Raw genomic sequence first — 14,946 nt, 5'->3', positions numbered from 1 at the left:
AGGATTTTCGCTGGTTGAAGATACTTTACGCAAAACGCGGCGTTTCACAGACTATTCTCTTTGCCACGCCGCCCAAAATGTGAATTTTCTTACGGTTGCCACAGCGTCACTTCGCCGCTCAGTTTACGGTTGAGGAAAAACGCGGCGCTGATCAACGCCAGATGGGTCAGCGCCTGCGGCATGTTGCCCAGCGCGTTGCCGTGCGAGGTAAACTCCTCGGCGTACAATCCCAGCGGATTGGCGTAGCTCAGCAGCTTTTCAAACTCGAAGTGCGCCTCATGCACCCGCCCGGCGCGCGCCAGACACTCCACATACCAGAACGAACAGGCGGCAAACGCACCCTCGCCACCGGTCAGCGCATCGGCGGGCGTCTCACTGATGTTATAACGCCGCACTAAACCGTCGCTCACCAGATGGGTTTTAATCGCATCCAGCGTGGCGATCCACTCCGGATCGGTCGAGCTGACAAAGCGCACCAGCGGCATCAGCAGCATCGACGCATCCAGGTATTTACCGCCGCGCGTGGCGGTGAAGTGGCCGAGTTCGTCGTTCCAGAAGTTCTGCCAGATGTCGTCGCGGATCTCACTGCGCACCCGATCCCAGCGATCGTACGGCATTGGCAGCGAACGCTTCATACCCAGCCGCAGCGCGCGGTCCAGCGCCACCCAGCACATCAGGCGCGAATGCAGAAAGTGCTCCGGCTCGCCGCGCATCTCCCAGATACCGGCGTCCGGCTGGTTCCAGTTAACGCAGACGTAGTCAATCATGCTGGATACATGGCGCCAGCCGCGCTGCGAGATGGCTTCGCCGTATTTATTGGCAAGATAGACCGCATCCATCAGCTCGCCATAAATATCCAGCTGCGTCTGGCGCCAAGCATCATTGCCGATGCGCACCGGGCGCGAGTTGGCGTAACCGGAGAGGTTGAGCAGTTCGGTCTCGTGCAGCTCGGTGCCGCTGTCGAGGCGATACATCACCTGCAAATGCGGCGTATCGTCGTGGCTGTGCTCAACGCAGCGGCCTACCCAATGGGTGAAGTCACGCGCTTCTTCCACATAGCCGAGCCGCATCAGCGCGTACATGCTGAACGAGGCATCGCGGATCCACGAGGCGCGGTAATCCCAGTTACGCTCGCCGCCCAGCTCTTCCGGCAGGCCAAAGGTGGCGGCAGCCGCAATCGAGCCGTGCTGGTGCGAGGTGAGCAGCTTGAGCGCCAGCGCCGAGCGCGTCACCATCTCGCGCCAGCGACCGCGATAAGAGCTGTGGCTGCTCCAGCGCCGCCAGTAATCCACGGTATCGCGAAAGCAGCGCTCGGTCGCGATATGCTGCACCTGCGGATCGTCATCGTTGCCAAACACAAATTCGGCGTGCTCACCGGCCTGCAGGGTAAACTGCGCCACCGCGCTGTCCGGTTCGCGCGTCATCACCACCGTGGCGCTCAGGCGCAGCGACGGCTGGCCTTCGGCGACAAAGGCGATACCGCCGGGGCGCGTCTCCGTGCGCGTTTCGGCACGGGCATAGTCGTGGCGCGGCGCGCAGCGCAGATCAAAGGTGGCGGTGCCGCGGATCATTTTTACCCGCCGCACCAGGCGCGGCACTTTGCTGCGCTCATCGCAGATCGGCATGTAATCGGTGATTTCCGCCACGCCGGCCTCATCAAGCCAGCGGGTTTGCAGAATGTTGGTATCGGGCAGGTAGAGCTGCTGCTGGCGCGCGTTTTGCCACTGCGGTGCCAGCGAAAACAGGCCGGCTTCGTCGCTGTCGAGCAGGGCGGCAAACACGGAGGGGCTGTCGAGTTCGGGCCAGCAGAGATAATCAATGGTGCCGTCGTTCGCGATCAGGGCACAGGTGCGTAAATCACCGATGACGCCGTGGTCGTCAATTCTGCGTTTAATCTTGCTCATCCTGCCTCCTGAACGCTATCCGATTGTTAACTATAGACGAAACGGCAGAATCGGCTGCGACGTGGCACAGAACGATAACTTCTATACTGTGAAGACACCCATCAGGCAGGAGAACGTTATGACACTGGGCAAACAGAAAGTCGCCGTAGTGACCGCTTCAGATTCGGGGATTGGACGCAGCTGCGCCGTAATGCTGGCCGAGGCCGGCTATACCGTCGGCATTACCTGGCGCTCGGATGAAGAGGGCGCGCAGGAGACCGCGCGGCTGGTGGAGAGCAAAGGCCAGCTGGCCCAGGTGCGGCAGCTCGATCTGTCCGATCCGCAGGCTGGCGGGCAGCAGCTGGCGCAGTTGATCAACTCGCTGGGCCGCATCGATGTACTGGTGAACAATGCCGGCGTGATGACCAAAGCCGATTTCCTTGATGTGACCTTTGAGGACTGGCGCAAAGTCTTCACTGTTGACGTAGACGGCGCCTTTGTCTGCGGACAGATTGCCGCGCGTCATATGGTGGATCAGGGCGACGGCGGCCGCATCATCAACATTACCTCGGTGCATGAGCATACGCCGCTGCCGGACGCCGCCGCCTATACCGCAGCCAAGCATGCGCTTGGCGGGCTGACCAAATCGATGGCGCTGAGCCTGCTGCCGCACCACATTCTGGTGAATGCCGTGGCACCGGGCGCTATCGCCACGCCGATGAATGACATGAGCAACAGCGAGGCGCACAGCCGGCGCATGCCGGAAATCCCGATTGGCCGCCCTGGCGATACGCGCGAAATCGCCAGTCTGGTGGCGTGGCTGTGCTCGGAATGGGCCACTTACACCACCGGGCAGTCATTCGTGGTCGACGGCGGCTTCATGCTGGCCAACCCGCAGTTCAAGGGTTACCACAGTTAACCGGCGCGGCGGCGGTTCCAGCGGCGAATCACAAAGCGCAGCACGATGCCGAACACAATTGCCGCCGCCAGCCAGATGAAGTGCTTGAGGTGCTGATCAAGCTTGTGCAGCCACGGAGTAATAATTTCACCGGCGAAGTAGCCGAGGGTGACAAAAATCAGCGCCCACAGCGCGGCGCCAATGACATTAAGCACGAAAAAGCGCAGCGGCTTAAGGCGGCTGGTGCCAATAATAATCGGTCCAATCAGGCGAAAGCCGTACATGAAGCGCACGCCAATCACAAACAGGCTGGGGTGCTTCTGAATCAGCCGGTTAGCTTTTTTAATGGTGTCCTGATGTTTGCGGAAGCGCCGCAGAATGCGTGTGCCATAGCGGCGGCCAAGCCAGAACAGCAGCTGATCGCCAATAATGCCGCCGCCCATCGCCGCCAGCACCACGCCGCTGAAATGCAGCAGGCCCTCGTGCGCCGCGACTCCGCCCAGCAGGGTAAAGGTTTCCCCTTCGGCAATGCAGCCAATCAGCAGCGCCAGGTAACCGTACTGGGTGATTAATCCATTGATATCGATATGCAATTGCTCCTCCCTGGGTAAGCGATACAGCTAACAGTCTAGCTGGCTGCGGCTTTTTTTGTGCCGCTGGCCGCAAAAACAGCCGCGCCGATTATACTTGAACTGAAGCTGCCTGCATTGGACAGCCTGATCGCTGGGGCAGCCCGTCGCATCAGAGGAGTGATTGTATGAATCATGTCTGGGGTCTTCTGGCGCATCCCAATCAGGAGATGCGTGATATCAAGCAGGAAAACGAGAGCGTTTCGCACCACTACACCCATCACGTTCTGCTGATGGCGGCGATCCCGGTGATCTGCGCCTTTATTGGCACTACGCAGCTGGGCTGGAATCTGGGCGAAGGGCAGTTCGTGCAACTCAACATGCTGACCGGTATTGGTCTCGGCATTCTGTTTTACCTGATCATCTTAGGCGGTGTGGCGGTGATGGGCCGCGTGATTCACTGGATGGCGCGCGACTATCCGCAGCGTCCCAGCATTCAGCGCTGTACCGTATTTGCCGGCTATGTGGCGACGCCGCTGTTCATCAGCGGGCTGGTGGCGCTCTATCCGCTGGTGTGGCTGTGCGTACTGGCCGGAGCGTTAGCGCTGATGTACACCGGCTATCTGCTGTACGTCGGCATCCCGGTATTCCTTAACATTGACCGTGAAGAGAGCCTGCGCTTCTCCGGCTCGACGCTGGCGATTGGCGTGCTGGTGTTTGAGGTGCTGCTGGCGCTGACGGTGATTCTGTGGGGTTACGGACCACGCTTGTTCTGACCGTGATAAGGGTCAGGTCGTCAGCTATGGCGACCTGACTGATCCCGCTGCGCCTGGCAGCGACTGTTATGCCCGCCTTTTTTAACGCCCGGAAACAATCTCTCTAAGAAATTTCGCAGATGAGCGCGTATGATAGCGCAGCCAGCCCGCGTCGCATCAGGCCTGACGCCGGCGGCCTGTGTTACAACACAGCGCAAACCTCCTCACCGGATTTTTTTGACACGATGTCTGTAAAAATGCGTATTTCTTTGCTGTCGCTGGCGCTGTTTGTCGCCGCGCCAGCTGTGATGACTCCGGCGCTCGCCGCCGCAGCAAAACTGTCCGATCTGGCGCCGATTGCCCAGCCGCAAATCGCCTCCGGCAGCGCGCTGATTGTCGATCTCGATAATAATAAAGTGCTGTTTTCCAGCCATCCGGACCGGGTGCGGCCTATTGCGTCGATCACCAAAGTGATGACCGCGATGGTGGTACTGGATGCCCGACTGCCGATGGACGAAATGCTGTCGGTGGATATCAGCCAGACGCCCGAAATGCGCGGCGTGTTCTCGCGCGTGAAGCTCAACAGTGAAATCAGCCGCCGCAACATGCTGCTGCTGGCGCTGATGTCCTCGGAAAACCGCGCGGCGGCCAGCCTGGCGCATCACTATCCCGGCGGTTACGATGCCTTTATCCGCGCCATGAACGCCAAAGCGCGCGCGCTCGGCATGACGCACACCCACTATGTGGAGCCGACCGGTTTGTCGCTGCACAACGTCTCCAGTGCGGAAGATCTGGTGAAGCTGCTCAAGGCCACGCGCCAGTATCCGCTGATTGGTCAGCTGAGCACCACCAAAGAGGAGACGGCGGTGTTTAAACACCCCAGCTACGCGCTGCCGTTCCGCAACACTAACCATCTGGTGTACAAAAATGACTGGCGCATTCAGCTGACCAAAACCGGTTACACCGACGAGGCCGGTCACTGCCTGATAATGCGTACCATGATTAATAACCGTCCGGTGGCGCTGGTGGTGCTGGATGCGTTTGGCAAATATACCCACTTTGCCGATGCCAACCGCCTGCGCGACTGGCTGGAAACCGGCAAGGCGGCGCCGGTGCCGGCGGCCGCGCTGGCGTACAAAAAGCAGAAAGCGTCGCAGCTTGCCAGCAGTGCGGACGTAGAGTAACGCAACCCGTTACTTAGCGTAGCGGCGCAAGGGAGTGCGCCGTGTGCCGGGGTGGCGCGTGACTGACGATCAACGGCGCTTAAATGAACAAAATTTCTTATCGTTAGCACCAATGTTTTACGCCACCATTCCTATAGTTTCCCTGACGGCAAAGTCCTACACTGGCGACCATTCACGGTCAACCTTGCGTTTATAGGCTGTTATTGCGCTGGAATCTCACTCATATGTTCAAGTTTCGTTCTCTGTTTACCCCGTTCCTGCTGCTACTGGTGTTATTCACGCCGGCGCTCAGCTATGCGGATGACAACGCCGCGCCCGCGCAGCAGGAAGAAGACGCGGCACCGAAGGTCAATCCGGCGGTTGAACTGCCGAAGATGCAGAAGATCCTCGACAAAATTAAGGGCCAGGTGTCTGGCGATACCAACGAAAACCAGCTCAACCAGCTCAATGAGATGGCGCTGGAGCTGTCAGGTAATGCGGAAACCCTCGGCCAGGCGCTGATTCCGCAGCGTCAGCAGCTGGATGCGCAGCTGGCGGTGCTCGGCCCGGCGCCGAAGGCGGACAGCGGCGTGAAAGAGACGCCGGAAGTGACGCGCAAACGCGCCGCGCTGGAGAATCAGAAGGGCAAGCTGGATGATCAGATCAAGCAGGCCGACGGCATCAAAAACGGGGCGCTGGTGCTGTCCTCGCAGATCGTCAACCTGCGGCGCGATCAGCTGAAAAGCCAGCTGGCGCTCAACTCCGGCAGTATTTTAGGGCCACGCTTCTGGTCACCGCTGTTCAGCCGTCAGGACCTGGATGGCGAAAAAATTGGCGACTTTATCAGCGAGCTGCAGGATACCGCCGCGCTGTCGTGGGAGCCGGGCTGGCGCGTGGGCACGGTCGGCTGGCTGCTGGCGGCACTGCTGGTGATGACGCTGGGCCGGCGTTACAGCGAAGAGTTTCTGGCGTGGGTCAGCATTCACAAACTGCCGGAAGGGCGGCTGCGCCGCAGCTTCCTCGCGGCGGCGATTGCGCTGACTACGCTGGCGGCCGTGGTGCTGACCTTTAACTTTCTCTCGCTGGCGTTTGTGCGCCGCGATGAAGTGTCCAGCGACGTGCAGGATTTTATCAGCCGTCTGGTGCAGCTCAGCGTTTACTGCGGACTGATCGCCGGTCTCGGCCGCGCATTTCTGTCAACGCGCCGCCCGAGCTGGCGTCTGCCGAGCATCTCCAGTGAAGTGGCGCTGGCGCTGAAGCCGTTCCCGCCGATTACCGCCGCGCTGGTGTTTATCTTCCAGACCGCCGAGTCGTTTAACTACACGGTCGGCACCAGCCTGAACACCACCATTTTTGCCAATGGCCTGACGGCGCTGCTGATTGGCAGCACCGGGCTGGCGATCAGCATGCGCACCAATCGCGTGCGTCGTCGCATGGCGCAGGCCGGCAATCCGCCGGAAGCGCGTCCGACAATCGTCGGCCTGGTGCAGCTGGCGCTGACGGTCACCGCCGTGGCGATTCTGGTTTCGCTGATTGTCGGCTACGTCACGCTGGCGCGCTTCCTCAGCTATGAAGTGATCTGGTGCGGCATCCTGTTTGGCTCGTTCTACTTCCTCAGTCATCTGATCAACGACGGTTGTGAAAGCCTGTTCTCCACCAACAACGCGACCGGCAAGCGGTTGCAGACCTCACTGAATATTGACGAGCGCTACCTGCAGCAGGCCGCAACGCTGCTCAGCGCCGTGGGGAAAACTCTGCTGGTGGCGTTTGTCGCGCTGGCGCTGCTCAACGGCACGTTTGCCTCGTCCACGCCGATTGAGCTGATCCAGAAAGTCATTGAGTTCTGGGGTGGCAAAGGGCTGGAGTCGCTCAACATTGTGCCGGCGCACATGGTGAACGCCATTCTGTGTCTGGTGGTGGGTATTTACGTGCTGCGCTCGGTGCGGCGCTGGCTGGACAAAGAGTTCCTGCCGAAGACCACCATGGATATCGGCATGCGCGTGTCGCTGGTGACGCTGTTCAGTAATATCGGCTACGTGCTGATTATTTTGCTGACGCTGTCGATTATGGGGCTGCAATGGAACAAGCTGGCGTGGATCGTCAGCGCCCTGTCGGTGGGTATCGGTTTCGGCTTACAGGAGATCGTGAAGAACTTTATCTCCGGTCTGATCCTGCTGACCGAGCGTCCGGTGAAGGTCGGCGATCTGGTGAGCATCAGCGGCATCGAAGGGGATATACGCCGTATTAACGTGCGTGCGACTGAGATTCAGCTGGGCGATAAATCCACGGTGATCGTGCCGAACTCGCAGCTGATTTCGCAGAACGTGCGTAACGCCACCATGGGCAACGCGCAGGGCGTGGTGACGATTCAGCTGACCTTCCCGCTGGATATCGATCCGGTGCAGGTGCGCGAACTGTTGCTGGACGTGTATCGCGAAAACGAGCGTATTCTCGAAACGCCGGAGCCGTCGGTTTCGTTTAAAGATTTGACGCCGGCGGGTATTGTGCTGAGCGTGACCGGCAACGTCGCCAGCCAGCGCCAGATTTCCGGTGCGAAAAGCGATTTGCTGTTCGATATCCTGACGCGCCTGCGCAAAGAGGGCATCGTGCTGTCGACGCCACAGACCATGATCATCGAACGCCGCGCGCTGCCGGCGACGCAGAATGAAGGTGAAGCGTTGCCATAATGGCATGAGACCGTAGCGGCGCAATTCATTGCGCTAAGGTTTGCCTCTGATGCAGCAAACCCGCGCGATAAATCGCGCCGCTACGGGTCCGGCAGATCTGACTCAGGCTTTCACCGCCCAGCCTTTTTGCTTACTGGTTTTCCCGATGCCCGGGTTAAAGGTATTGGTCGGATCGAGCTGGCGGTAAAACGCCTGCAGCTGCGGTTTGGCCGCATACAGATGGCCAACGTTATGCTCTGCCGGATACTCCGCGCCGCGCGCCGCGAGGATCGCCAGCATCTTCTCCTTCAGCGCATGGGCATCTACGCCTTTCTTCACAATGTAATCCTGATGAAACACGTGGCAGAAGAAGTGGCCGTAGTAAAGGCGATGAATCAGATCGTTATCAAACTCCGGCGGCAGGCGCTCAAACCACTCCTGTTCGTTACGGCGCAGCGCAATGTCCAGCGCCAGAATATCCTCCACTTCGTCAGCGTGCACCGCGTGATAGCGCACGGCGGCACCGGCTGCGGCAAAACGATGCAGAAAAGCGTGCGCGCCCTCTTTGGCGTCGCAGGCAAAGAACTCACCGCCGCCTTCGCGGAAATACTCCTGCAGATACGCCTGCGCTTCGGCCACGCCGTCGCCGGACATCTTCAGCATCAGGTGGTGCTCGTATTTGTCACGATACTGCTTCAGGCGCTTCGGCAGGTGCGCCGGGAACCAGCGGCTGATGCGTTGCAGCAGGCGATCGGTCAGGTGCGGCTTAACGAAGCTCAGCTTGCTGAGCCAGGCATCCACCCGGCCTTTGAGGGTGAAAAACAGTGGCATCTTGTCGGTGCCGAGTTTATCAATCATCACAAAGGTGTCTTTGCCGTAGACCTCGGCGATGTCGAAAATATCGCGGTGCATGTACTCACCGGCGACCGGTAAATGGGTAAACTCCGCCAGCATGTGGCGACGCAGCTCGCCGAGCGTCGCCGGGTCGTTGGTGCCAATGTAAAACACCTGCTGCTTCGGCTCGGTGGGGAAGGTGTCAAGCCGCACGGCAAACACCGCCAGTTTGCCGGCGCAGCCTGACGCTTCAAACAGGCGCCGCTGGTCGGCATTGAAACGCGCCGGCGTATCGGCGTGAATGTCCCGCACCCGCTCGGCGTATTCGTGGTCGGACGCGTGACGCGCATCCCAGCGCACGTCATCCGGCTGCCAGCGCTCGTCGTCCAGCCGGCCGAGAATCTCTTCCGGCGAATGACCGAGTTCGATGCCCAGATGGTTGACCAGCCGGAGCTTGCCGTCGGCGTCCACCTGCGCAAACAGCGCCATTTCGCTGTAGGCCGGGCCGCGTTTAATCAGCGAGCCGCCGGAGTTATTGCAGATGCCGCCCAGCACCGAGGCGCCGATGCACGAGGAGCCAATCACCGAGTGCGGCTCGCGCCCCAGCGGTTTAAGGGTTTTCTCCAGCTGATACAGCGTGCTGCCGGGGAAGGCGAGAATCTGCCTGCCGCCGTCGATCAGCTGCAGTTTGTCGAGACGCAGGGTACTGATGATCACCACCGGGCGATCGTAATCGTTGCCGTTGGGCGTTGAACCTTCGGTCAGACCGGTATTGGCGGCCTGCATCAGCACGATGGCATCGGCCTGTACCAGCGCCTGCAGCACGCGCCATAGCTCCAGCAGCGAGCCGGGGAAAACCACCGCCAGCGCATCGCCCTCGCCGGAACGGAAACCCTTACGATAGCGCGCGGTCTGCTCCGCGTCGGTCAGCAGCTGTGATGCGCCGACCAGACGGCGCAGCTCGGACAGCAGGGCAGGGTGTGAGGTGTTGTTATTCATTAGCCTATCCTTGTCGTTAACGTGGCGTTTCTACTGTAGCACGCGTCGGCCACGGGGGCGCAGTGTGACAATGGCGGCTACCTGCTATCCTCATCTTGTGGCACACTGCCCCGGTTATTTCGATATTGCGCAGTTACTTAAGAGAACCCGACCTGATGAAATGGATTTACTCTGTTAGCCTCGCTGTTTCCCTTGCCGTGCAACCCGCGTTTGCGGACGATCTGTTCGGCCCCCATCCAATGACGGAACAGGCGCGCGACGCCTTTGTTAATCAGCTGCTGAGCAAAATGACGCTGGATGAAAAGATCGGGCAGATGCGCCTGATTAGCGTCGGTCCGGATACGCCAAAAGAGGCGATTCGCGACATGATTCAGCACGGCCAGGTCGGGGCGATTTTCAATACGGTAACGCGTCCGGATATCCGCGCCATGCAGGATCAGGTCATGCAGCTCAGCCGCCTGAAGGTGCCGCTGTTCTTTGCCTATGACGTGGTGCATGGCCAGCGCACTATTTTTCCGATTCCGCTCGGCCTCGCCGCCAGCTGGGATCTGCAAGCCGTTAGCGAAGTGGGACGCATCTCCGCCTATGAAGCGGCAGACGATGGTCTCAACATGACCTGGGCGCCGATGGTGGATGTGTCGCGCGAACCGCGCTGGGGCCGCGGCTCTGAAGGGTTTGGCGAGGATACCTATCTCACTTCGCAGATGGGCAGTGCGATGGTCAAAGCCATGCAGGGCAAGAGCGCCGCCGACCGCTACGCCATCATGACCAGCGTTAAGCACTTTGCGGCTTACGGCGCAGTAGAAGGCGGTCGTGATTACAACACCGTTGACATGAGTCCGCAGCGCCTGTTCCAGGATTATCTGCCGCCGTATAAAGCTTCGCTGGATGCCGGCAGCGGCGGCGTGATGGTGGCGCTCAACTCGCTGAACGGCACCCCGGCCACCGCCGACAGCTGGCTGCTGAAAGATATTCTGCGCAACGACTGGAAATTCAAAGGCATCACCATCAGCGATCACGGTGCCATCAAAGAGTTAATCAAACACGGCGTCGCCAGCGATCCGCAGGATGCCGTGCGTATTGCGCTGAAATCCGGCATCGACATGAGTATGAGCGACGAGTATTACAGCAAATACCTGCCGGGGCTGGTGAAAAGCGGCGCGGTGAGCATGGCGGAAATCGACGATGCGGCCCGTCACGTGCTCAACGTTAAATATGACATGGGCCTGTTCAACGACCCGTACAGCCATCTCGGTCCGAAAGGCAGCGATCCGCAGGACACCAATGCGGAAAGCCGCCTGCACCGGGCGGAAGCGCGCGACGTGGCGCGCCGCAGTATGGTGCTGCTGAAAAACTGGCATGAAACCCTGCCGCTGAAGAAAGAGGCCACCGTGGCGCTGGTGGGACCGCTGGCCGATAGCCAGCGCGATATCATGGGCAGCTGGTCGGCTGCGGGCGTGGCGAAGCAATCTGTCTCGCTGCTGCAGGGCATGCGCAGCGCCATGGCCGGCAAAGGCACCGTGCTGTATGCCAAAGGGGCCAATATTTCTGATAACAAAGGTATCCAGAACTTCCTCAACCTGTATGAGCAGGCGGTCAGCGTCGATGCCCGTTCGCCACAGCAGTTGATTGACGAAGCGGTCGCGCAGGCGAAAAAAGCGGACGTGGTAGTGGCGGCCGTGGGCGAGGCGCAGGGCATGGCGCATGAAGCGTCGAGCCGCAGCGACCTGGTGATCCCGCCGAGCCAGCAGAAGCTGCTGGCGGCCCTGAAAGCCACCGGGAAACCGCTGGTGATTGTGCTGATGAATGGCCGTCCGCTGGCGCTGGTGAATGAGGACCGCATGGCGGATGCGATGCTGGAGACCTGGTTCAGCGGTACCGAGGGCGGTAACGCCATCGCCGATGTGCTGTTCGGTGATTACAACCCATCAGGCAAACTGCCGGTGTCATTCCCGCGCTCGGTCGGGCAGATTCCAATTTATTACAATCATTTGCCAACCGGCCGTCCGTACAATTTCGAGAAGCCGAACAAGTACACCTCGCACTACTACGACGCGGTCAACGGTCCGCTCTATCCGTTTGGTTATGGTTTGAGCTATACCCAGTTCAGCGTGTCACCGGTGAAGATGTCTGCGCCGACCATGCCGCGTAACGGCACGGTGGAAGCCAGCGTGACGGTGACGAATACCGGCAAACGCGATGGTGCCACGGTGGTGCAGCTGTACCTGAACGATCCGGTCGCCAGTATCAGCCGTCCGGTGCAGGAGCTGCGCGGCTTCCAGCGCATTATGCTGAAGGCCGGCGAGTCGCAGACCGTGCGCTTTAAGATTGATGTCGATGCGCTGAAGTTCTGGAATCAGAAGATGCAGCACGTCGCTGAGCCGGGCAAATTCAACGTGATGATCGGTCTGGATTCAGTCAGAACCCAGGATGCGCAGTTCGATTATTTGTAATTGAGGGTTTGTTATCCTGATTTTTCCCTCACCCTAACCCTCTCCCGGCGGGAGAGGGAACCGATCAAACCGACTTTTAGCGGATATTATCCTCTGACCTGCCAGCTTCAGCGGACTGCCCCCTCTCCCGCGCGCGGGAGAGGGCTGGGGTGAGGGAAAGGTCATTAGCGCAAGAACGAACAAATGAATCTCCGCCACCGCATCGAACAGCAGGTCTTTCGCCTTAACGGCCTGTCGCTCAACGAATTTGACATCTCTCAACCGCCGGGCGATCCCGGCCTGTTCGGCCCTGACCACATCATCTGGCAGGTGCACGGCGACTTTCCCGCGATGCTGTGCGGCGGTATCAGCGCGCTGATGCTACAGATGCTGCATCCGGCGGCGCTGGCGGGCGTGTGGGATCACTCCAGTTTCCGCCAGGACATGCTCGGCCGGCTGCGGCGCACCAGCCAGTTCATCGCGGTCACCACCTTCGGCAACACCGCCGATGCGCATACCCTGATTGAGCGGGTCAAACGCATCCATCTGCGCGTCACCGGCATCGATAACACCGGCAAACCTTATGCCGCCAGCGATCCGCATCTGCTTACCTGGGTGCACGTTGCAGAAACCAGCCGCTTCCTGGCCGCGCATCTGCGTTACAAAAATCCGCAGCTCAGCCTCGCCGATCGCGATCGTTATTACGCCGAAGCGGCGCGGGTAGCGGAAGCGCTTGGTGCGCAGCAGGTGCCGAAAAGCGTAGAGGCGGTTGAGGCCTATTTACAGGCGATGCGGGCAGAGCTGGTTTACGATGCGCGCACTCACGAAGTGATGCAGCTGCTGCTTAATGCGCCAGCACCCAGCTGGCAGGCGAAACCGGCGATGCGCGTCATGCTGCGGGCTGGCTGTGGTCTGCTGCCGGACTGGGCGCAACAGCTGATGCAACAGCCGATCGGGCCAGTGGCGCAATGGCGGATTGATAAGCAGATCGCGTTGATTGCCGCCCTGTTGCGCTGGTCAATCCAGCGTGGCGCCTGGGCGCGTGCCATGCAGCGCATGGGGCGCGATCCGCGTTACAGGTGAAATTCATCCTGCTTGCTGGTATAGCTACGCGGCGTGCGCGCCTCGCGTTTCAGCAGGAGCTGGCGCTGCTGATAGTGATGCAGCAGCATGCCCAGGCCAACGCCCAGTAGCGCCAGCGGCACCAGCGTGTAGTAGATATCCAGCGGCAGCAGCACCAGCAGCGCGATGGCACCGACGATCAGCGTCAGGGCTGCCATCACCCACGTATAGCGGACAAACAGCCACAGCAGCAGGGCGAGAATCACGATTTCGCGCAGATTGAGATCGAGGGTTTGCAGCACCATGACGACAGCTCCGCAACAGAAGAGTGCGCTGACAATAGCATGCGAAGCGGTAAAAGAATCGCAAAAAAATCTGAAGCTTCGCCGCCGCTACCCCCGCCATTCTTAAGCCGGGCTGAACGATGGCCTGGCGCACTTTGAGAGTTTTACCCTTGTGTCACATGGCGCGAGTGCCGATCCTGCTCTATTCTCGGGGAAAATGGATCCCTCCAGGCATTGTCGAGGCGTTATGACACACCAACCTCTGATTGCTGAGGTGCCGAATCAGCAACACACTTTAACCGCCATCGTCGAACAGGATGCGCGTACCGCCTATTTTTATATCTGGCCGAACGACCTGTTCCGCAGTCAGTACGCCGTGCGCGGCTGCTGGTTGCGCAATCTGCTGCCGGCACCGGCGCAGGAAGATCGCGAAGCGATGGAGCAGGGTATTGCGCCGCTGCTCAGCGCCAGCTATTGCCGCACGCTGGAAGCGGAGCCGATGCTCGATCCGGCCGGCCTGCAGATTCTGTGGGAGCCCAGCGACGACGGTGCCGCGCTGTGGTATTACGGCCAGCTGCTGGCGGTAATCCCCGGCTGGAGCCTGTATCAGGACAAGCAGGTCAGCTTCTCGGCGGGCTGCATCAAAGAGAACCGTCTCACCGCGCCGCTCGGTTCAGCCTCCACCAACGATTACTACGCGCGCGCCGAACAGCAGCGTCATTTCTGGCGTGACTGGCACGATGGCCAGCAGTGGGATCGGGTGCAGAGCGAGCTGCTGCAACGTTACCAGGCGCAGTTTGGTGAGTCGGTAAAATATTACGCCATCGATCAGGGCAACTGGCCGCCGATGGCGATTTCGCAGCACTGGCATAACGGCGTGTGGTATTTCTTCACGCTCGGCATGAGTATCCGGCCGATGCCGCAGGTGGATTATCTGTTTGATGAGCTGGCACCGCAGTACCGGCGTGTAGAGCTGGCGATGGCGGTGGATGGCGAAGTGATGACCGAGGCCAACGCGGTACAGATGGCCAGCGCGCTGGCGGAGTTTGCTCATCTGCCGTGGGCGCGGCTGACGTGGATTGGCGAAGGGCACACGCTGGCGTCGGAAGTTGCGCCGGTCGGCTTTGAAAGCTTCCTGCTGGCCAACGGGCTGGCGGGCGAAAGTGCACAGCTGCGGCTGCCGAAGCGCGACGGCGATCGGCCCAATCTGCTGTGGGCGACGCCGATCACCGAAGCCGAGCGGCTGTTTGCCCAGGCGGACGATCGCGGCGGCCAGCAGCTGCTGCAGCGTTTGCTGGCGCAGGGCAGCGATCATGTGTTCCGTCCGCGCCATGAAGTGGTGGAGTCCGCACCGTAGTGCCTGCCGAAAAAGCCCCGACATACCCCTCTGGCAGCGACCAG

The 14,946-nt window shown here is 60.2% G+C and carries 11 protein-coding genes; 7 read left to right on the top strand and 4 right to left on the bottom strand.

From position 1 onward, the window contains the following. Positions 1-89: 89 nt before the first annotated feature. Positions 90-1,904: a glycoside hydrolase family 15 protein gene (locus F3I21_RS04815; RefSeq protein WP_021508478.1), complete on the bottom strand. Its 1,815-nt coding sequence runs from the start codon at positions 1,902-1,904 to the stop codon at positions 90-92. 118 nt (positions 1,905-2,022) lie between these two features. Here F3I21_RS04815 and F3I21_RS04810 point away from each other — a divergent pair, with 118 nt between their 5' ends. After that, positions 2,023-2,802: an SDR family oxidoreductase gene (locus F3I21_RS04810; protein WP_058757839.1), complete on the top strand. Its 780-nt coding sequence runs from the start codon at positions 2,023-2,025 to the stop codon at positions 2,800-2,802. Here the strand turns inward: F3I21_RS04810 and F3I21_RS04805 are convergent. Then, positions 2,799-3,374 carry a DedA family protein gene (locus F3I21_RS04805; protein ID WP_021508476.1) on the bottom strand — a complete coding sequence of 192 codons (576 nt, stop codon included), beginning with the start codon at positions 3,372-3,374 and terminating at the stop codon, positions 2,799-2,801. The two genes, F3I21_RS04810 and F3I21_RS04805, sit on opposite strands and share 4 nt — an antisense overlap. 164 nt (positions 3,375-3,538) lie before the next feature. On the opposite strand from F3I21_RS04805, the gene F3I21_RS04800 reads away from it, so the two are divergent. From F3I21_RS04800 to F3I21_RS04790, 3 genes are all read left to right on the top strand, one after another. After that, the gene (locus F3I21_RS04800) at positions 3,539-4,126 is read left to right on the top strand and encodes a Yip1 family protein (RefSeq protein ID WP_021508475.1); all 588 of its coding nucleotides are present in this window, start codon (positions 3,539-3,541) and stop codon (positions 4,124-4,126) included. A gap of 224 nt (positions 4,127-4,350) precedes the next feature. Further along, positions 4,351-5,289 (top strand): D-alanyl-D-alanine endopeptidase, encoded by a 939-nt coding sequence (gene pbpG, locus F3I21_RS04795; RefSeq protein WP_058758039.1) that lies wholly within the window; start codon positions 4,351-4,353, stop codon positions 5,287-5,289. A 224-nt stretch (positions 5,290-5,513) separates the two neighbouring features. Next, complete coding sequence (locus tag F3I21_RS04790) at positions 5,514-7,955, top strand: DUF3772 domain-containing protein (RefSeq protein WP_058775310.1); 2,442 nt, start codon at positions 5,514-5,516, stop codon at positions 7,953-7,955. Positions 7,956-8,057: 102 nt separating this feature from the next. Here the strand turns inward: F3I21_RS04790 and dld are convergent, their stop codons facing one another. Continuing rightward, positions 8,058-9,767, bottom strand: coding sequence for a D-lactate dehydrogenase (dld, locus tag F3I21_RS04785; RefSeq protein ID WP_150058418.1), 1,710 nt, complete (start codon positions 9,765-9,767; stop codon positions 8,058-8,060). A 155-nt stretch (positions 9,768-9,922) separates the two neighbouring features. Here dld and bglX point away from each other — a divergent pair, with 155 nt between their 5' ends. Next, on the top strand, positions 9,923-12,220 hold the full coding sequence (gene bglX / locus F3I21_RS04780) for a beta-glucosidase BglX (RefSeq protein ID WP_031279874.1): 2,298 nt from the start codon (positions 9,923-9,925) through the stop codon (positions 12,218-12,220). 183 nt (positions 12,221-12,403) lie between these two features. Further along, positions 12,404-13,282: an oxygenase MpaB family protein gene (locus F3I21_RS04775; protein ID WP_058775313.1), complete on the top strand. Its 879-nt coding sequence runs from the start codon at positions 12,404-12,406 to the stop codon at positions 13,280-13,282. Here the strand turns inward: F3I21_RS04775 and F3I21_RS04770 are convergent. After that, a complete protein-coding gene (locus F3I21_RS04770) occupies positions 13,273-13,566 on the bottom strand; it encodes a hypothetical protein (RefSeq protein ID WP_058757834.1) in 294 nt (97 codons plus the stop codon). The genes F3I21_RS04775 and F3I21_RS04770 overlap by 10 nt on opposite strands. Positions 13,567-13,792: 226 nt before the next feature. Here F3I21_RS04770 and F3I21_RS04765 point away from each other — a divergent pair, with 226 nt between their 5' ends. After that, a complete protein-coding gene (locus F3I21_RS04765; protein ID WP_150058417.1) occupies positions 13,793-14,902 on the top strand; it encodes a suppressor of fused domain protein in 1,110 nt (369 codons plus the stop codon). The last annotated feature ends 44 nt before the right edge of the window (positions 14,903-14,946 follow it).

It is taken from the genome of Pantoea sp. B_9, from assembly GCF_008632015.1.
Lineage (GTDB): Bacteria > Pseudomonadota > Gammaproteobacteria > Enterobacterales > Enterobacteriaceae > Pantoea > Pantoea dispersa.
Note: the sequence above shows the minus strand (reverse complement) of the source record. Positions and strands in the feature narration are given on the sequence as shown.